The sequence below is a fragment of the Chryseobacterium sp. WLY505 genome (assembly GCF_030846215.1).
Lineage (GTDB): Bacteria > Bacteroidota > Bacteroidia > Flavobacteriales > Weeksellaceae > Chryseobacterium.
This window is the reverse complement of the sequence record NZ_JAVCWI010000001.1, coordinates 1,127,269-1,147,521: the sequence shown is the minus strand read 5'-3', so window position 1 is coordinate 1,147,521 and position 20,253 is coordinate 1,127,269. Positions and strand designations below refer to the sequence as shown.

Below are 20,253 nucleotides of genomic sequence, written 5' to 3'. Positions count from 1 at the left end.
TCGGTGTTCAGAATGACAATGCGCCTTATCAATCAACTAATTTTTATCCAGTTTATTATACTTCTTCATCAAATTCTCATAAGTTCCCTGCGGAAGAATCCATTTCAAAGGAACTCCAATTTTCTGCCCGAATTTACCAAAATAATAATGAGCTTTCCATTTATTTTTTGCTAAAAGTTTTTCAATGTATTCGGCGACTTCCAAAGGCTCTGTTCCGTCATTTACGTGAGAATTCATCAGCGCATACACTTTATCAAAAACATTTTTGTAAGGCTGGGAAACCTGTGCAATCACTCTGTTGTCTGCAATATTGGTTTTAATATCTCCCAGATGCAGAGAACATACATCAATATTCCATGGGTAAACTTCATACCTCATCGCTTCGGTTACTTTATCCAAAGCAGATTTTGATGCCGAATAAAATCCGCGGAAAGGAAGTCCCATTTCACTTCCGATACTGGAAACATTGATTATTTTTCCAAATTTGTGCTCACGCATGTTCGGAAGAACGGCACTCATCATCTGTACAGGTCCGGCAAGATTCAGGCTGAAAAGCTTCAGAATATCTTCTTTGGTAGAATCTTCTACGGCACCCACCATTCCCATTCCAGCATTATTGATCAGAACATCAATTTTAGTTTCTGTTTTTAAAACCTCAGCTACAGCATCTTGAACTGCAGTGTTGTCTGTCACATCAGTGGGTATAGATCTGAAGTATTGGCTTTCTGTATGCTTTCTGCTTAATCCGTATACTTTATGTCCTTTTTTACCAAAATATTCGGCTAATGCAAACCCGATTCCTGATGAGGTTCCTGTTATAATGATGGTCATTGAATTCGTATGATTTTTAATATTTTTATTTTTCTTTCGATAGCAATGTGACGTTTTTAAAGGTCTGTGTTCAAAAGTAAAATCTATTTTCAGCAAATGTAAAAAAAGAAAAATGAACTCAGTTATTTATTATTCCTGAAATAATTTTTAATGATTTCTTCACCTATTGTCCCTATTTGATGATAAACTTAAGACAAACTTAATCTCAATCATGCATGGATTATTTGAGGAATGATTACTTTTAATTACATATATTGTTGATATACAGTTGTTTGATTTTGTTTTGTGGTAGGTAGTATCTTGAAAAAGCTAAAATTTCTTAATAAAAACATAAGAAAACCTTAATGAGGTGTGGGAGCAGGCTGGTCTAATTTTGCACCTAATCAAAAAGGAGATCATGAATGTATTTAAAATCCCTGTATCCGTAACGTATTTAACGGGAAGGGTATTACTTATTGGTGCAATATCAGCTTCACCGATGTTCCTCGCTCAGAAAAAAGACAGCTTAAAAGAAAAATCCATCGACGAGATTGTCGTTGTTGGATACGGAACACAGAAAAAAAGTAAAGTTTCCGGCGCTGTTTCGGAGGCTTCGCTGGATAAACTTACTTCCAGATCTTTGTCCGGAGTAGGAGAAGTTCTTCAGGGTAAAGCTCCCGGAGTAACTGTAGTGAACGAGGGTGGAGATCCTAACGGAGCACCTAAGGTAAATATTCGTGGGTTGGGAGGGATCAATGGTGAAACTCCTTTGTATGTAGTAGATGGAGTGGTTTTCAACGGAACCCCTTCTATTAATCCCAACGATATTCAGGATATTTCTGTGCTTAAAGATGCTTCCGCAGCTATTTACGGAGCAAGATCTTCCGGAGGCGTTATTCTTATTACCACTAAAAGAGGGAAAAAAGGAAATCTAACGGTAGATTTTGATGTTAAATATGGAGTAAACCAGGCATGGAGACTGAAAGAATCTCTGAACGCAGCAGAATTCCAGGACGTGATGTACAAGGCCTATGAAAATGCCGGGAAACTGGGAAGCTTACCGATGGCTTTTAATCCTAATCAATATCCGGACGGAAGAATTACCAGAACAGACTGGATGAAAGAAATTTTCAGAACAGGAACTATTCAGGAATACAATGTAAATCTGAGCGGCGGAAGTGATAAATCCAGATATTTTGTGGGAATGAACCACAGAAACCTGGAAGGGATTTTATTGAATACTCAGGCAAAACGATACAATTTCAGAGTTAATTCAGAGCATAAAGTAAAAGACTGGTTAACGATCGGAGAAAATATGTACTATAATTACTCTGACGGAAACACAGCAGATACCAAAAGTGGATACACAGGAGCCCTGGTTGCTGCTATGTACTATCCGCCCAATGTTCCGGTATATACACCCAGCGGTGCTTTCTCAGGATTGCCTATTGATGTGGCAGGTGGTTACGGAGATATGATCAATCCTGTTGCCTATCTTAAAAGAATCAGTATCAGAAATCCTACCCACGAAATTTTAATCAACCCTTATGCTGAAATTACACTGGCAAAAGATTTAAAATTCCGTTCTAACTTTGCTCAGACATTTAAACTGGGAAATGTAAAGGAGTTTAATTCCAGAGTATTGGAAGTAGGAAAGATTTTTGATACCAATAGTCTGGAATATCAATCCAATAATGTATCTACCTCTCTTGCTGAGCAGCTTCTTACGTATAAATTAGCTGCAGGAAAACATAATTTTGACTTCCTTGCAGGTTTAACATTCCAGCAGACAACTGAAGAAGGATTCCGTGCAAAAACTTTTGATTTCAGAAGTGAGGCGGAAGCTTTCAGATATCTTCAGAATGCGGCAGATACTAATAAAGAAGCTGACAGTTATAAATACAGAAGTGCTTTAACTTCTTATCTGGCAAGGGTAAACTATGACTATGCCGGAAAATATATGATTAGTTTGCTGGGAAGAAGAGACGGAACTTCTTTGGTTTCTAAAGAAAAACACTTTTCGGATTATTACTCAATTTCAGGAGGATGGATGGTCTCTAAAGAAAATTTTCTGAAAAATATTTCATGGCTTTCCACTCTGAAATTGAGAGGAAGCTATGGAATTTTAGGAAATCTTGGTGGAGTCTCCTACCAGGCTGTCAATCCATTGATGACCAGAGATAATAATGTCATTTTCGGTCAGGATCCTTCTCAGAACATTGCGTATTATGCAACCACACGTCCGAATCCGGATCTGAAATGGGGAAAATCTGAGCAGACCAACTTCGGGGTAGACGCTTCATTCCTTCACAATAGCCTTTCCTTACAGTTTGATTATTTCGTAAAGAATTCCAAAGATCAGATCTTCAATGTAAGCTTGCCAAGTACAGCAACGTATAATAATCAGTATGTGAATGCGGGATTATTCCAGGATAAAGGATACGAATTGGGAATCAATTATAACAAAGTGATTTCAGATGATTTTACGTTCTCAGTGGGAGCGACAATGAGTCAACTAAAGAATACGGTGAAGCAGCTTGCTACTGTGGATGAGATCTTTATCAATGATAATGGAGTAAGAGGTGTATTGAAGCCAACGCGTGTGAAAGTGGGAGATCCTCTGTATTCTTTTTATGGGTATAAGACCGGAGGAATTTTCCAGACTCAGGAAGAAATCAACAATTATAAAGATGCCAACGGAAATCTTATCCAGCCGAATGCTAAGCCGGGAGATATTAAATTCCTGAAGAAAGAAGGAAATACAGGAGTGCTTAATAATAATGACTTCGTCAATCTTGGAAGTCCATATCCTAAGTTTTCTTACGGATTCTCTTATAACATGACCTGGAAAAACTTTGATCTGAATTTATTCTTCCAGGGCGTTTACGGAAATAAAATATTCAACGGGATGAAGTTCATTTCTTTAAACCCGGGTGGAACAGGACAGAATTATAATATGGATAAAGACATCCTGAATGCATGGACACCTCAGAATACCAATACCGATATTCCAAGGCTGGTGCACGGTGACCCAAGCGGTAATTACTCCAAAGTATCAGATTTCTATGTGGAAGACGGATCTTACTTAAGACTGAAGAACCTTACCATTGGGTATTCATTACCAAAAGAATTGTACCGAAAACTGGATGTGAACAAAGTGAGAATTTATATGACTTCCAACAACCTGTTTACCATAACGAAATATACAGGATTTGATCCTGAAGTAGGGATGAACTCTTATGGAGTTGATACCGGAAGATATCCTCAGGCACGCTCATTCATCTTTGGAATAGAGGTCGGATTATAGTTTTTAACCAACAAAAAGTAAAAGAAATGAAATTTTTCAATAAAATATTGTTAGTATCAGGAATATCAGTGATGCTTCTGTCATGTACGGGAGAATTGGATATTCAGCCGGAAGGAACTCCTACGGAAGCCAGTTTCTGGAAAACGGAAAACGATTTAATTACCGGAGCAAACGCTATGTATAAGCCTTTATTCGATGGCGAATTTTATGGAAGAGGGCTGTTCTGGTTTATCAATGCCAGTGATGATATGGTAACCGGAAGAGCAAAAAGTGAGGCAGATAATGCTAAAAACTTCAGCAGCAATTATATCGCAGCCGGTGATCTTGAAACCCAATGGAACAAAAGATATAATGTGATTGGAGTTGCCAACCGTGTGATCCGTAACGTTGATAATATTCAAACCTCTCAGGCAACAAAAAATAAATATCTTGGAGAAGCTCTGTTCATGAGCAGCAGAATGTATTTTGAGCTGGCTTATTCTTACGGAAATGAAAAAGCAGGAGTTCCGATTATCGACCGTTCAAAAGATCCGGATCCCAACCCGATTCCAAGAGCGGCTAACGTCATGGAAAACTATACTTACATTGTGAACGACCTGAAAAGAGCAGCAGAATTATTACCTACACAGGCAGAACTTCCTGCAAAGGATTACGGAAGACCTCATAAAGCCGCAGCTTGGGCATTGTTAGCAAAAGTATATCTGTTTATGAAAGACTGGAAGAATGCAGAATTCTGGGCTAATGAAGTAATGACCAAAGGAAACAGAGCCTTATTAGGTAATTTTGCAGATGTTTTTAAAGCTGAAAATAACTACAGCTCAGAATACATCTGGTCAATCCCCGGAACTCCGAAGTTTACCGCCTGGGGAAGTATTCTTCCGGGGGTAATGCTTGAAAACAAAGGATGGGGAGAATATAACGGATGGGGATATTTCCAACCGACTAAGGAATTGTTTGATGAATATGAAACCGGAGATCTTAGAAGAAGTGCTACCATTCTTAAAATAGGAGACAAATTTACCTTTAACGGAAAAGAAAGAACATACGCTTCTACCAATTCCCTTACCGGATATCAGTTCAATAAATATATGGATGCCTTCAAATATGAGCTGAAAAGTGGTCACGTGAGTGCCAACGGAGATTATCCATGTACAGACCTTGCCGTTCCGATTATGCGTTATGCTGAGGTCATTCTGATCAAAGCAGAAGCTTCATTGATGCAAGGGAAATCTGCAGATCAGGAAATTAATATGATCAGAGTACGTGCAGGCTTACCTGCGAAAAACGGATGTACACTGGCCGATCTGAAACATGAAAGACGTTGCGAACTGGCGGGTGAATGGGCAGATAGACACAGAGACCTTGTACGTTGGGGAGATGCGCAGGCAGCGTATGCGAAGCCTCTGCACGGTATCAATGGACAGGTAGTCTGGGCAGCAAGAAACTTTAATCCGGCTGTACATAATGTTTGGGCAGTTCCACAGGCTGAAATCGTAAACAGTCACGGGATCATTAAACAAAATGAGGGCTGGTAAAATTTTAATCTTTTTATATATAAGTCACTATATCATTACAGAACCTTCTGTGGTGATATAGTTTTTTCAAAGTTATGGAGATAGGTCGTTTCATCTGACCTCTAAAATAATAACGATATACGAATGAAACTATCAAAAATATGGGTTGTATTGGCCCTTGCTGTTTTTTCTGAAAATCAGGCACAGAATTACCTAAATTATAATGTAGGGAATGCACATTCACATAATGATTATATGCAGGAGATCCCTTTCTGGCAGGCTTATTATGCTAACTTCGGCTCCATTGAGGCAGATGTTTTTCTGGTAAAAGGAAAACTTTGGGTAGCGCATACCGAAAAGGAACTTTCTGCAGACAGAACATTGGAAAACCTTTATCTCGATAATATTTCTAAACAGATTAAACTGAACAAAGGGAATATTTATCCTGATGCAGGTAAGAAACTTCAATTACTGATTGATATAAAACAGGATTATAAAACTTCACTGGCAGCTTTGGTGAGCACGCTGGAAAAATATCCGGAGATTACCGGAAATTCCGGAATTAAAATTGTCATTACCGGAGGAAGACCTCAGCCTGCAGATTTTAAAAATTATCCGAATTATCTTTATTTTGATGGAGATCTTGATAAAACCTATTCTGCAGATCAACTGAAAAGAGTAGGAATGTTCAGTGCAGATCTTCCCGGACTGGTAAAATGGAATGGAAAAGGAATTCCAAGAGATGAAGAAACACAAAAAATCAAAACTGCTGTAGACAAAGCACATGCTCAGCAGAAGCCTGTTCGTTTTTATGGAGCTCCGGATTTCCCGAATGCCTGGGTAAATCTGATGGATTCAGGTGTAGATTATATCAATACGGATCATATTCCGGATCTTAAAAAATTCATGAACACGATTCCGAAAAACTTTTATAAGAATACAAAGGAATATGCCACTTATACTCCGACTTATCAGTCAGACGGTATCGAGAAAAAGGTAAAGAATGTCATCCTTCTTATTCCGGATGGAACTTCTTTACCACAATATTATGCTGCCTTTACAGCGAACAAAGGAAAACTGAATGTTTTCAACATAAAATCCACAGGGCTTTCCAAGACCAATTCTTCCAACGCCTACATTACAGATTCTGCACCTGGCTCTACAGCATTTGCAACCGGTGTGAAAACTAAAAATACTTTTGTAGGAGTAGACCATATGGGAAAAGCACTGGCACAAATTCCTGATATTATTGCTGAAAAAGGAATGACTTCCGGGTTGATTTCCACAGGAGATGTTACAGATGCTACTCCTGCAGATTTCTATGCACATTCGGATAACAGAAACAGTTCAGAGCCTATTTTAAAAAATTTTGCCGCTTCGAAAACAAAAATACTGATCGGCGGTCCTACAAGCGGATTGTCTCAGGAAAATATACAGAAATTTAAAGATGCCGGAATCGATCTCTATCAGGATTTGAAATCAGTAACGAAAATCAATAACCGTACTCTGGTCATTGATCCTCTGGCTTCGCAAAGAATCACCAATGGCAGAGGGAACTGGCTGGCAGATGCCTTTGATCTTACATTAAATGATTTAAAAAATAATAAACAGGGATTCTTCATGATGATTGAAGCTTCCCAAACGGATGGCGGAGGTCATAGCAATAATATAGAGCAGCTGGTTACAGAATTACTGGATTTTGATCATGTGGTAGGGAAGGCTATGAAATTTGCTGACGAAAATAAAGAAACCTTAGTGATTGTAGTGGGAGACCATGAAACCGGAGGTTTAACTCTTTTGGACGGTAGTCTGAAAGATGGCTGGGTATTCGGAAACTTCAGTACGAATGATCATACCTCTATTCCGTCAAGTGTTTTTGCTTACGGACCTCATTCAAAAGAATTCACAGGATTGTTCGAAAACACTGAGATCTTCAACAAAATACTGGCCGCTTACGGAATTAAGAAATAGCTTTTATTTATACTTTTACTTTTATAAAGAGAGATTGTTTCATTTTTGAAGCAGTCTTTTTTTATGAATTAATTTAAGGCTCCCGCAGATTCTACAGATTAAGCAGATGTTTGAGTTAATCTGCGTTATCTGCAAAATCTGCGAGAGATAAAAGCAGAACAAAACGCAAAAAGGCTGCCTCAACAAGAGAGACAGCCTTTGAGTATAGCTAACAAATAATAATTTAGAAATTCGTCTTAACAATTAATTCAGACAGCTCCGCATTCACAAAGTCAATCGGCATGATACCGAATGATCCGTGAGTATTGGATTGGAAGAATGTTTTAAGCCTTGGATTGATATTGTTGGATACGGTAGGAATACTTGGGATACCGAAGATTCCAGGTTTATATCCGCTGGTGAAATTCACGAAAAGCTTACCATTTGTATCATTTTTCGCTTCATTAAGAAGGTTGAAAATTCCATTCCACTTATCGTCGTTATTCGTTACTTTATAATAATCCTGTACTTTTAACTGCACTCCTGAATTGTTGATGTCAAAAGTAGTGTTGTCTGCCCATGGTGAAGCGTTGATTCCCTTAGTTGTTCCTGAAGAGAACCTTCTTAATAATTTGATCTTTCCTCTTACAGCACCCAGCGTAGGAATGTTTGCTCCAAGATCCCATTTAGAAGGATTTTTCTGTACATAAGAATCAAAAGTCTGTTCAAAACTTCTGGTGGTATTGGAAGCATCATATTCTTCTTTTACAGACATGATGATTGTTTCTGATGGATGGCTGTTAAGAAACGCATAGCACGCATTAAGCACATCATCAAAATTCAGATTTTGGTAAATTGCTCCGTGATGAATGGTGAAAGCATTGTCAATATGTCTGCAACGTATATCCAGAAAACGGACTCCGGCATTCAATTGTTCAGCAATGCTGAGGTCTTGAGTTTTAGCTGTACCTGATACCACAGGGGCATCTATACGTGCTCCGGAATCGTGAGTTCCTGGAATTGAGATTTTTGAAATGGAAATGTTATCCTGAAGACCAGACATCCAGCTGTTCATCTCGATAGGTGCTAAAGAAGCTCTACTATTAGTTTTTGCTAAAGATGCTAAACTGTTTTCATTAGAGTCCCTTTCCATAATGCTGTCATTGGAACAGGAAAAAAAGATAGATGCAGTAACCACTCCAAGAGTGATCGCTGTCATACGTTTCATGCTTTGTTTGAACATAGTTTTTTTATTTTTTAATGTAGATTAAAAATAAGAATATATCAAAGGACTAGGAGTTAATTTAACTTTAAGAGATGATTAAGTTGGTTTAAAGTCAAGGAGCTGGAAGATGGATGATGGAAGTTTGATTTTCTTAATGCAAAGTTTATTTTTAATTCCGGAAATGTAGAGGAAGCAAGGATGAAATCAATAAAATTGATTTTTTCTAAGCTAATGTATAAAAAAGAAAGCTTGATGACCGACATATGTCGGCCTCTTAGCTCACTTTACTATAACATTAGAATAAATTTTACTTTGCGTTAAAGAAATGTGGCGTCAAAGAGTAACCTCTAGCGTCCAGCTTCAATCTCCTCTCTTAAAACACAAAATCATCTTTCGACCCGGGAATTTTGAACTTGTGGTCTCCGATAAAGAAATCATTCATTTTAATAAGAGCCGGGAATTTATGAATAAATTCTTTATGCGAGTTTTCGGGTAATTTGGTATCATCATCACAGGATGAATATTCTCTGTCAACAATTACCTGGCCTGTAGAAAAATTGATTTCATTCGTAAAACTGAAATCACAGGTATCTTCAAAATGATCGTACAAACCTATCAGATAAAAATCTCCGTTCTGAAATCTGAAGGTATGTTTATATTGCTGTGTATGCCTTGAATTGGTAAAAAACAGCTGTTCGATAACAAGACAGTTATTTTTTATATTGATTGTAAGAGTATTATCGGAAGGATAAAATCCGAATCCGCTTGAAAAAATGATATCAGAATTTTCTTTCCATACTTTCAGTCCGCTGTTTTCCTTTTTCAGAATATAGAAAACCCTTTTATAGTCACTTGTACCTTCCAGATTCTGCTCGTATGATGCTTTTATATTCGTATTAAATACAAGGACCGTTTCATCTTTTCCATCTTTGTCAAGATCGCCTTTGGCTTCTGCAATCTGAGTATAACCCTTCGGAACCGAAAAATTTTTCAGCTTCTGAGCAGATAAGCTTGAAACAGCTAAGACAAAGAAAAAGGAAAAGAAATGTTTCATGATGATTATATAAAATTAAAATGTGGTAATCCAAAATAAAAAAACAATTTCAAATTACCACATTCTTAAGACATTAATGAGTCAGTATACTTTCAAGATCTTTCCAGAACATGGGATAAGACTTTTCTACTACATCTTCATCTTCAATATTGAGTTCCTTGATCAGACTGAACGGAGCAAAACTCATCGCCATTCTGTGATCCTGGTATGTTTTGATTGAAATACCCTCTTGTGGCTCTCCGAAACTGGTGGATTGAATGGTTAAATCTGTGATTTCTGTTTCCGTCCCCAGCTTTTTAAGCTCATTATATAAGGCAAGAAGTCTGTCGGTTTCTTTTACTCTTAAGGTTCCCAATCCGGAAATCTCAAAAGGAATTTTTAAAGCGGCTGCCGTTACACAAAGAGTCTGTGCAATATCCGGACAGTTGTTCATATCCAGAATAATTTTTTCTGGGAAAGAAAAATCAGGCTGAGGTTCAAGCGTTAGTTGATGCACATCTTCTGAGAATGTAGTTTTGATTCCGAAGAACTTTTCATAGATGTTAGCAATGGCGGAATCTCCCTGTGTGGATTCTTTATAAAAACTTTTCAGATGAATCGTTTCTCTTCCCAATGCACAGATAGAGTAGAAGTAAGAAGCCGAGCTCCAGTCACTTTCCACTTCATAATGAATTGTCTCAGCATCATTCTCAAGAGTGAAAGGTTCTACTTTGATGGTATTTCCTTCAAAACTGCTTTGGATACCAAATCTGGTCAGGATATCAAGTGTCATTTCAATATAAGATCTTGAAGTAACGTCACCCACAAGATTGATGACAAGCCCATTTTCAAGCTTTCCTGCAATAAGAAGCAGGGAAGTGATAAACTGGCTTGAAATATTGGCAGGAACATTCACTGAAGTCTGAGTGATTTTTCTTCCTTTAATTTTTAAAGGAGGAAATCCTTCATTCTCCATATATTCAATTTCTACTCCAAGATCCCTCAAAGCACTTACCAGATTTTTGATAGGTCTTTCCTTCATTCTACCGGAACCTGTAAGAATAGTTGTTTTTCCTTCCTGAATAGAATAATAAGAAGTAAGAAAACGCATTGCTGTTCCTGCATGATGAATATCTACCACTTCGGTATTCTCAGACAAAGCTTTTTTCAGCAGCTGAGTATCCTGAGAATTGGACAAATTCCCGATTTTTATATTACTAAACAGGCTTTCCAGAATCAATAAACGATTCGAAATACTTTTCGAACCGCTGATCTGTACTGTTTTATCACCTGATAATTTTGATTTTTCTAGCTTCATTATGATCTACATTATCTTAAAAAATAATGAGTTATAAATTAATGTATTATGTATAACTCATTATTTATTATTATTTCAATTTTTCGTTGTTCTGATGCCGGTCTTTATCCCGGTCAGTTTTTATTTTCATTTTTCTGTCGAAAGCATCCTGTAGGTTGACTCCGGTTTGATTGGCTAAACATAATGTTACAAAAAGCACATCTGCCAGCTCTTCCCCAAGATCTTTGTTTTTATCACTTTCCTTTTCGCTTTGTTCGCCATATCTTCTGGCAATAATTCTCGCTACTTCGCCTACTTCTTCTGTCAGCATCGCCATATTGGTAAGTTCATTAAAGTATCTTACCCCAATGGTTTTGATCCATTCATCTACCTGCTGCTGTAACTGTGTAATTTCCATTATTGATAAGCTCCTAAAGTTGGGTTGGTCGTTCTGGATACATTCACAATATCGAAAGGTACTGTTGCTGCTACTGCTGTATTTCCTTTTCCAAGAGCTGGTGAACCTGGTTTTACTCTTAAATTCATTTTAGCCATAAAGTAATTGACAAACTGAGGCTCTGCATTCTTTACCGTTTGTATCACATTCGGATTGTTATCAAAAGTGAAACCTGCTCCGGTGGCACTGGTATATTTGATTAATGAATTTTGAAGTAAGAATTCAAACTGCTGGCCTGGGGTTTGTTCGAAATGAACCGCATCATCCCTGTCAGAATACACAATACTGTTTTTGATGTCAAGCTGCTGTAATGCTCCCTGCTGGGATTGGCCGGCATCATTTTTCCATTCATTGGCTGCAAAAATTCCTGTTCTGTCAAAAGAACTCATTGTTTTAGAATAGTTCGCAATGGTAGCATGAGTATAGCTGTGTTTTCCACCCAGGAAAATCCCTACACACGATAAACCGCAGTTGTTCATCACAAGATTGTTCGCATTCACGGTAGAACCTACAGCATAGATTCCATATTCAAAGAAAGTATGGATAAAGGAATTGGTAATGGTAGCATTGGTTTGCTTCATATCCAATCCTCTCGTCCCTCCGAAAAGTCTTGCATGGTTCATCTTAAGGGTAGAATTGGCTTCCATTTTAATAGAATTCCAGTTTTTAGGAATCGTATCATAATAAGGATCATTTCTGTCACCACGAAGGATAACCTGATCGGCCTGAGTTCCGTTAATATTTAAGACCGCTCCCGAAGAAACTTTCATTCCGCTGTTTTTGTGGAAATACACTTTAGTTCCGGCGTTGATATCAAGGGTCACACTTGGATTGATGGTAAGATTTCCGTAGATGATTTTTGCTTTATTGTTATTCCATGTGGTGGAGCTGATAATTACATTAGGGTTGCCAGGGGTCTGGATGAAAAATTCAGCATCCTGAACCACAGAAAATAAAGTGACATGCTGTTGTCCGCCAGGACTTGTAAAAAGAACTTTGTCTTCTGCAATGGCTTCCGGTCCTGTAGCTTCCGGAGCAATTTCAACAAAAATATAAAGACTGTCTTTCTTTCTTAAAGGAACATTTTTAAAATCATATCCCGGTTTTCCATCTACATTGATTCTATATAATGAAGCAGCTCCTTTTTCAAGGTTCACTCTTGGGATCATGATATCCTTATCTTCATTATTATATACTTTTACAACATAAGTTTCTGAACGTACCTGATGATAGACCGTATCACAAAATACCGTATCTCTGGAGAAGCGGAGTTCCTGTGAAGGACTGTCAAACGTGATGTCATCTTTATTACATGATACTGCTACAAGTAACATCCAGAAGGAAAAAGCCAGTAATAATTTGAATTTCATTGAAATTAAAGTTTAAGTAAGTTCCAAATTTAACGAAAATACTTTGAATTTCTTATCTATAAAAAAATATTGAATTCAGTATTTGGAATTTAGAAAAAATGTTGTATTTTTGCAACCTAAAATTTAGCAGAGAAATATCCATTACTATTTCGAAAGCAAACTTAATTTTTTTAAAAATAGTATTATGAAAAACGGAATCCACCCAGAAAATTATAGACTTGTTGTTTTCAAAGATATGAGTAACGACGAGGTGTTTCTTTGCAAGTCTACTGCAGAAACAAAAGACACTATCGAGTACGAAGGACAAGAGTATCCTCTAATCAAGATGGAAATCTCTTCAACTTCTCACCCTTTCTACACTGGTAAAGTAAAACTAGTTGACACTGCAGGTAGAGTTGATAAGTTCATGAACAAGTATAAAAAATTCGCTAAGTAATTTTTATACATTTAAAATATTAAAGTCTTCCAATTTTTGGGAGACTTTTTTTATTGTAAATTTGTTGATCTTGAATTTTAAACCTTAAACTTAAAAACTGAATGATGCAGTTGGTATTTTCAGACGCACAATATTGGGAAGACTTTCTTCCGCTTACTTTTACACGCCCGGTTGCAGCAATGCGATGCGGAATTCTTACCTTCTCCGAAAGGTGGCAGAAAATCCTTGAAAATACTGAGGTAACCTACTTCACAGAAATGTATCTTCAGGATAAATTTAAAAGCCCGGAGGAAAAAGAAAGTCTTTTTTTAGTTCCCAATTTCCTTCCCACAGAAACCGTAATTCAACAGATTAAAGATCTTAAGCAGGGAGAAGCCCTGGTTTATGAAGATGAGCTGATTGCTGCTAAAATCAATATGAAAGGGTTTTCTCTGAATCAGATTGAAAAAATGACGGATATTAAGGAAGAGCTTATCTTCTTTAAAAGACCTAAAGATCTGTTTACCTATAATCATCATGCAATTGATTTCGACTTTGATCTGCTTACCAAAGGAAGAACTTCACAGGAATTGTCTTCAACCAATGGGTTTTTAGGAGATAAAAAAGACCTTTTTATTGAAGAAGGAGCTTGTGTTGAATTCTCTACAATCAATACAAAAACGGGTAAAATTTATATCGGGAAAAATACTGAGGTTATGGAAGGCTGTCATCTTCGCGGGCCAATCGCCCTCTGTGATGATTCCAAATTTAATCTTGGGGCTAAAATTTATGGAGCTACCACTATCGGCCCTCACTGTAAAGTAGGTGGAGAAGTGAATAATATTATTATATTCGGCTACTCCAGTAAAGGCCACGAAGGTTTTGTAGGAAATTCTGTGATTGGGGAGTGGTGTAATTTCGGAGCAGATACCAATTCTTCAAACATGAAAAATAATTATGGTAATGTGAAATTCTGGAATTACAGAACAAAATCATTCGAAGATACTGGATTACAGTTTGCAGGGCTGATCATGGGAGATCATTCCAAAACAGCCATTAATACCCAATTGAATACAGGAACGGTAATCGGTGTTGCTTCCAATATCTTCAAACCAGGCTTTCCACCAAACCTTATAGAAAATTTTTCATGGGGTGGACTGAAAGACGATGAAAGATTCAAGCTTGATAAAGTATATGAAGTAGCAGAGAGAGCTATGGCGAGACGAAAAGTCGTTTTAACAGAAGAAGATAAAGCGATTCTGAAACATATTTTTGATACGTATTAATTCGATTATAATAAAAACTTCACTTTTTTTTGAAGTTTTTTTATTTTTGATGTAATAGATAAGTAATAGCAATTGTCTTACCTATAAGAAACAAAACTCATGACCCAAGAAACTTTCAAGAATACGGTGTTTATTCTCAAAGACGAGATGTATCGTTTTGCGAAGCGGTTTGTCATGAGCAGTGATGAAGCAGAAGATGTAGTACAGGATCTCATGATGAAGTTTTGGCAGAAGAGGGATGAGCTTGAGCAATTCGGGAATTTTAAATCCTATGCGCTGAAGTCTGTCCGGAACGAATGCCTGAACCGTCTGAAGCATCACGATGTAAAGATCGGTTTTGCGGATATGCAGCTTCATCGCTCGGAGCTTTACAGTATGGAAGTTGATAACCTTAAGGAACATATTGTAGGATTTATCAATCAGCTCCCCGAAAAACAAAAGATGGTCATCCACTTGAAAGATGTAGAAGAGTATGATGTTTCCGAAATTTCTGAAATGCTGGAAATGGAGGAAAATGCAGTAAGGGTAAACCTGATGCGTGCGAGACAAAAAGTAAAAGAACAAATCTCACAACTGATGAGCTATGAAAAAAGATCAATTACAAGATAAATACAACGAAGTCTTCCGGGATATGAAGGAAGAAAAAATGGACTGGAGTTTTGAAGACTTTCTTCAGACTGCAGAAGGTGCAGAACCTGAACAGAATACGACACCTCTTATTCCACTGGAAGAAAAGAAAAAACCTTCCTTTCCCAAATGGTTCTGGATGGCCGCCAGTGTAATGCTGGTGTTCGGTATCGGTCTATTCATCAATTATAATAATTCCGGCACATCGGATGTGAAGGATAGAGAAAAACTGGTAAAAGACGAGATTTTAAAACAGAAATCCGGATTCATTGAAGAAAACAGTGATCATCAGGAACAGGTTGCCGTGAATCATACAGATTCTATTTCCGGAGTGAAAAAAGATTCTGTTTTTCAGGATAACCAGGTGGCCGAGAAAGATGTAATGGACGAAATTCTGCCAAAAAGAGGAAGACTTAAAAAAGAAAGAAAACCCAGATATGTTGATAATTCTTCTTTTTCAGGTAAAAATTTAAATGATTCTGCAACAGCTTACAATGATTCTTATGTCATTGTAAACGGTAAGAGAATCAGTAGTGAAAAAGAAGCCCTGGATGTTACCAGATATTCCTTTATGAAATTAGGAAACGAGTTTAAAAAAACTGTAGCATCTTCCCAAAAAAATGAAAATCTTGACAGCGAATACTAAAAATCAGATCAACCTCATGAAAAAAATATTTTTTATAATAGCCTTAATGCTAAGCAGCTTTGCAACTTATTCTGCACAGACTGAGAAATTGGATAAGCTTTTTCAGGATTTTGAAAAAAATGGAAGAGTTACATCGATCAATATCAAAAAACCGATGTTCAAATTATTGAATACCATAGATGTTGATGATGCCTACATCGGGAAAATAAAACCCATTCTCAATGAAGTAGATGGTCTTAAAATTCTGATTATCCCAAAAATCACTTTTCCGGATCGTTTAAAAGATGAAAATCTTGCGAATATAAAAATGAATGAAGATAAGACAGCGAGAGTAAACAATGCTTTAAAGTCTCTGAATTTTAATGAACTGATGTCCATGAGCAGTGACGGAACTTCCATGAAATTTCTGGCTGAAGAAGAAAAAGATAATTATCTTGAAAATCTGGTGTTCAATGTAGACTCCAAAGAAGAGAATATTATTTTTATTCTCAATGGAAAAATGAAGCTGTCAGACGTTAACAAGATCATAAATTCTGGTGAAACGAGCACTTCTTCTGCAACAAGTACGATGCGAAACAGTCTTACTTCAGAAAATACCTCTTCTTACCTGAATGGAGATAATAGAAATGTAGGTGAGTTTTCAAAAATAGATGCCAGTGTAGGAGTTAATGTTACCTTTAAGCAGGAAAATACCAGAAGTGTAAAAGTAATTGCAGATGCAGATAAACTTCAGTATGTGATCACCAAAGTAGACAACGGAGTGCTGAAAATATATGTGGATAATAAGGGAGCTCGTAATCTGAGGTTTAAAAACCTTAATGTTAATGTTTCTGCTCCTAATCTTCAAGGTATAAAAACTTCATCAGGAAGTATTTTTACAGCAGTGAATCCTGTTAATGAAAACAGTATGGAGATTGAAGCAGAGTCAGGTTCAATTATTAAAGGAACTTTCAATGCAAGACAGGCTGCCAATGTTACAGCGAGTTCCGGTGCTGTTTTGACTGCTGAGCTTACCACACAGAAACTGGCTTTGGACACCTCAAGCGGAGCTAGTGTAAGCTTATCCGGAGAAGCCGTGTCTGCCGTCATAGAAACGAGCAGTGGTGCTTCGTGTAAAGCAGATGATCTTAAGATTGCCACAGCAGTTGCTGAATCTACTTCGGGAGCAAGCCTTTCCTTGCTGGTTACAGACAAGCTGAAAGTGAGTGTTTCTTCAGGAGCAGATGTAAAACTGAAAGGTAATCCTGAACTGGATGCCAAAGTGGATAAAATTTCAGGAGGCAGTCTGAGACAAATCAAATAAAAAACTAAACAATGAAGACTCTTAAAAACATTTTCCTTATTATTCTTACAATGGGTATGCTGCAATCGTGTATTGTTTCAGAAAAACCTAATATAGATTTTTTTCAGAATTCAGAATATGATTTCAAGGGAGCACAATTTGCAAGTATTAATGTACCCATGGTTTTGGCAAAATCTTATATTAAGAAAGCTCTGAGAGAAGAAGGAGAAAGTGAAGAGACTATAGACCTGGTTAAGAAAGCCTCTAAAATAAAAGTTCTTACCGTAACCAATGGGAGTAAGGAAATGCTAAACGATTATGCTCAGTTTTTAAATCTTAATCATTATGAAGAGTGGGCCAGCATAAAACATGATGGAGATGATATTAACATAAGGGTAAAACAAGATGGTGAGATCATTAAAAATATGCTGATTACCGTAGGTTCCAATAAGAACGAAATGGTGTTTGTAGATGTAAAAGGAAACTTTACGGCCAATGACATTTCAAGAATGATTAATTCCGTTTCTGATAAATAATCATATCATCTCAAACATTCACAGCATGGAAAAATTAATAAGAGAAGTCCGCATCCTTAAAATCTATGCCGTTGTACTTACCGTACTGTGTGCTATGTTTTTCTTTCTCGCATTTAAAAATCAATCTTCCAACGAGCGTTTTAAAGAAATAGATGTAGAACGTATTAATATTGTTGAGAAAGACGGAACCCTAAAAATGGTAATCAGTAATAAAGAACGCCAGCACCCCGGTTTGGTAAATCATAAGGAAATGAAACCCCGTGAGAGGGAAGCAGGCCTTATTTTCTTCAATTCTATAGGAGACGAATGTGGAGGTCTCATATATGATGGCAATGAAAAAGAATCCGGAATGGTATATTCTGTAGACCAGAGAAATACAGATCAGATTATGCAGCTTCAGTACTTTGAAGGTTCTGGAAAAGACAAAAAAAGAGTATACGGTTTAAAACTCTGGGACCGTCCTGATGATTTTCCGATGGAAAATATTATTAAGGCTGCTGATTCTATAAAGAAACTAAACAATCCGGAAGCTTCTAAAAAAGCATTTGCAGAACTACAGGAAAAAGGTAAGCTGGGAAGTGAGCGTTTCTTTGCAGGGAAGACTGCCAATGGTGATGTGGGCATCTTTATCCGTGATAATAAGGGAAAGGTCAGATTAAAATTATACATTGACAAAAATAATCAAACACATATTGAGAATATTGATGAAAATGGAGACCTCGTGAAATAGACCTTCAATGTCCCTATTTAACATATAAATAAAGTAGTTTCAAACTTATTCAATTATTTTGTACCGTAACCGTTCTTATAAAAAGAGCGGTTTTTCGATTTAAGTTATTGATTATTAATTTTTATTTAAACTATCAAAAAGGATTTTCATATCTCACTAAAATAACCTAATTTTGCAAAGAAAGTAAAGATGTCTATTCATAACAAAATTGTAGAGACAGCCATCACTTTCGATGACGTTCTTCTAGTCCCTTCTTATTCAGAAGTTTTACCTAACCAGGTTTCATTAAAATCAAGACTTACCGACAAAATCACGCTGAATGTTCCGATAGTTTCCGCTGCGATGGACACTGTTACTGAAGCTGATCTGGCCATTGCTTTAGCAAGAGTCGGAGGGTTAGGATTTATCCACAAAAACATGACAATCGCTGAGCAGGCAGCTCAGGTAAACCGTGTAAAACGTTCCGAAAACGGAATGATTTCTGATCCGGTTACTTTATCTAAAGATCATACTTTAGGTGAAGCTAAAGATCTTATGTCAAGATATAAGATTTCCGGTCTTCCGGTAGTAGATGCCGATAATGTCCTGATCGGAATTATTACCAACAGAGACGTAAAATATCAGGAAAATCTTGATATGAAAGTAGAAGAGATCATGACCAAAGAAAATCTGATCACTTCAGATAAAGATACCAATCTTGAAAAAGCAAAAGAAATCCTTCTTAAAAACAGAGTTGAAAAACTTCCTATCGTAGATAAAGATAATAAACTTGTTGGCTTAATTACCATCAAGGATATCGATAATCAGTTGGAGTACCCTAATGCTAATAAAGATGAAAACGGCCGCCTTATCGTAGGAGCCGGAGTTGGTGTAGGAGAAGATACCTTAGCGAGAATTGAGGCTTTGGTACAGGCTGGAGTTGATATTGTAGCTATCGATTCTGCACATGGTCACTCTAAAGGAGTTTTAGATAAAATTTCAGAAATCAGAAAAGCATATCCTACTCTTGATATCGTAGGAGGAAATATTGTAACAGCAGATGCAGCCAAAGATCTTATTGCTGCAGGAGCCAATGTATTGAAAGTAGGAGTAGGACCCGGATCTATCTGTACAACCAGAGTAGTTGCCGGAGTAGGAGTTCCTCAGCTATCTGCTATCTATAACGTATATGAATATGCTAAATCTCAAAATGTAACAGTAATTGGGGATGGTGGTATCAAACTTTCAGGAGATATCGTTAAAGCTATTGCTAGCGGTGCCGGCGCAGTAATGTTGGGTTCACTTTTAGCGGGTACCGATGAAGCTCCGGGAGAAGAAATTATCTTCCAGGGAAGAAAATTCAAATCTTACCAGGGAATGGGAAGCCTTTCAGCAATGAAGAGAGGTGGTAAAGAAAGATATTTCCAAAGTGAAGCTAAAAAATTCGTTCCGGAAGGAATTGAAGGAAGAGTACCACATAAAGGAAAACTGGAAGATGTTATTTTCCAGTTGACAGGAGGTTTAAGAGCCGGAATGGGATACTGTGGGGCAAAAGATATTGAAACCCTTCAGAGAGACTCAAAACTGGTAATGATTACCGGAAGCGGATTGAAAGAATCCCACCCGCACGATGTTATTATCACACAGGAAGCTCCGAATTATTCTTTATAAAATTATAATTGAGTTTAAATATAAAAAACCGCACAATTTGTGCGGTTTTTTTATTATATGATTTTGTTTTAATGATTTGGTTAATAGAGTGTTAATTTTAAATTATCCGTTTTTTAAA

17 protein-coding genes are annotated in these 20,253 nt (G+C 37.1%); 11 read left to right on the top strand and 6 right to left on the bottom strand.

Annotation, left to right across the window (positions count from 1 at the left end):
- Window positions 1-36 precede the first annotated feature (36 nt).
- Entirely contained in the window at window positions 37-831 is a 795-nt protein-coding gene (locus tag RAH34_RS05320; RefSeq protein WP_114822253.1) for an SDR family oxidoreductase, read from the bottom strand.
- 397 nt (window positions 832-1,228) lie between these two features.
- On the opposite strand from RAH34_RS05320, the gene RAH34_RS05315 reads away from it, so the two are divergent.
- From RAH34_RS05315 to RAH34_RS05305, 3 genes are all read left to right on the top strand, one after another.
- The gene (locus RAH34_RS05315; protein ID WP_306595397.1) at window positions 1,229-4,117 is read left to right on the top strand and encodes a TonB-dependent receptor; all 2,889 of its coding nucleotides are present in this window, start codon (window positions 1,229-1,231) and stop codon (window positions 4,115-4,117) included.
- 26 nt (window positions 4,118-4,143) lie between these two features.
- Window positions 4,144-5,652, top strand: a complete 1,509-nt coding sequence (locus RAH34_RS05310; RefSeq protein ID WP_306595396.1) for a RagB/SusD family nutrient uptake outer membrane protein — start codon at window positions 4,144-4,146, stop codon at window positions 5,650-5,652.
- 123 nt (window positions 5,653-5,775) lie between these two features.
- Entirely contained in the window at window positions 5,776-7,602 is a 1,827-nt protein-coding gene (locus RAH34_RS05305; RefSeq protein WP_114822206.1) for an alkaline phosphatase, read from the top strand.
- A 223-nt stretch (window positions 7,603-7,825) separates the two neighbouring features.
- Here RAH34_RS05305 and RAH34_RS05300 read toward each other — a convergent pair whose 3' ends face one another.
- From RAH34_RS05300 to RAH34_RS05280, 5 genes are all read right to left on the bottom strand, one after another.
- Entirely contained in the window at window positions 7,826-8,824 is a 999-nt protein-coding gene (locus RAH34_RS05300; RefSeq protein ID WP_306595395.1) for a phosphatidylinositol-specific phospholipase C, read from the bottom strand.
- Between the two features lie 355 nt (window positions 8,825-9,179).
- Window positions 9,180-9,860, bottom strand: coding sequence for a hypothetical protein (locus RAH34_RS05295; RefSeq protein WP_306595394.1), 681 nt, complete (start codon window positions 9,858-9,860; stop codon window positions 9,180-9,182).
- A 73-nt stretch (window positions 9,861-9,933) separates the two neighbouring features.
- Complete coding sequence (locus RAH34_RS05290; RefSeq protein WP_306595393.1) at window positions 9,934-11,157, bottom strand: 3-phosphoshikimate 1-carboxyvinyltransferase; 1,224 nt, start codon at window positions 11,155-11,157, stop codon at window positions 9,934-9,936.
- Window positions 11,158-11,227: 70 nt separating this feature from the next.
- A complete protein-coding gene (locus RAH34_RS05285) occupies window positions 11,228-11,554 on the bottom strand; it encodes a nucleotide pyrophosphohydrolase (protein ID WP_034692883.1) in 327 nt (108 codons plus the stop codon).
- A complete protein-coding gene (locus RAH34_RS05280; protein WP_306595392.1) occupies window positions 11,554-12,963 on the bottom strand; it encodes a hypothetical protein in 1,410 nt (469 codons plus the stop codon). Before RAH34_RS05280 ends, RAH34_RS05285 begins: the two co-directional genes overlap by 1 nt.
- A gap of 184 nt (window positions 12,964-13,147) precedes the next feature.
- On the opposite strand from RAH34_RS05280, the gene RAH34_RS05275 reads away from it, so the two are divergent.
- The 8 genes from RAH34_RS05275 to guaB all read left to right on the top strand — a co-directional run bounded on the left by RAH34_RS05275 (window position 13,148) and on the right by guaB (window position 20,135).
- Window positions 13,148-13,399: a type B 50S ribosomal protein L31 gene (locus tag RAH34_RS05275; protein WP_002976190.1), complete on the top strand. Its 252-nt coding sequence runs from the start codon at window positions 13,148-13,150 to the stop codon at window positions 13,397-13,399.
- Between the two features lie 104 nt (window positions 13,400-13,503).
- The gene (locus RAH34_RS05270) at window positions 13,504-14,664 is read left to right on the top strand and encodes a putative sugar nucleotidyl transferase (RefSeq protein ID WP_185144374.1); all 1,161 of its coding nucleotides are present in this window, start codon (window positions 13,504-13,506) and stop codon (window positions 14,662-14,664) included.
- A 99-nt stretch (window positions 14,665-14,763) separates the two neighbouring features.
- On the top strand, window positions 14,764-15,273 hold the full coding sequence (locus tag RAH34_RS05265) for an RNA polymerase sigma factor (RefSeq protein ID WP_002976192.1): 510 nt from the start codon (window positions 14,764-14,766) through the stop codon (window positions 15,271-15,273).
- Window positions 15,248-15,937 (top strand): hypothetical protein, encoded by a 690-nt coding sequence (locus RAH34_RS05260; RefSeq protein WP_306595390.1) that lies wholly within the window; start codon window positions 15,248-15,250, stop codon window positions 15,935-15,937. The genes RAH34_RS05265 and RAH34_RS05260 overlap by 26 nt, the downstream gene beginning before the upstream one ends.
- 16 nt (window positions 15,938-15,953) lie before the next feature.
- Window positions 15,954-17,240, top strand: coding sequence for a DUF4252 domain-containing protein (locus RAH34_RS05255; RefSeq protein WP_228412050.1), 1,287 nt, complete (start codon window positions 15,954-15,956; stop codon window positions 17,238-17,240).
- 11 nt (window positions 17,241-17,251) lie between these two features.
- Window positions 17,252-17,755 carry a DUF4252 domain-containing protein gene (locus RAH34_RS05250; RefSeq protein WP_306595389.1) on the top strand — a complete coding sequence of 168 codons (504 nt, stop codon included), beginning with the start codon at window positions 17,252-17,254 and terminating at the stop codon, window positions 17,753-17,755.
- A gap of 25 nt (window positions 17,756-17,780) precedes the next feature.
- Complete coding sequence (locus RAH34_RS05245; protein ID WP_306595388.1) at window positions 17,781-18,485, top strand: hypothetical protein; 705 nt, start codon at window positions 17,781-17,783, stop codon at window positions 18,483-18,485.
- A gap of 189 nt (window positions 18,486-18,674) precedes the next feature.
- Window positions 18,675-20,135: an IMP dehydrogenase gene (guaB, locus tag RAH34_RS05240; RefSeq protein WP_306595387.1), complete on the top strand. Its 1,461-nt coding sequence runs from the start codon at window positions 18,675-18,677 to the stop codon at window positions 20,133-20,135.
- Window positions 20,136-20,253 lie beyond the last annotated feature (118 nt).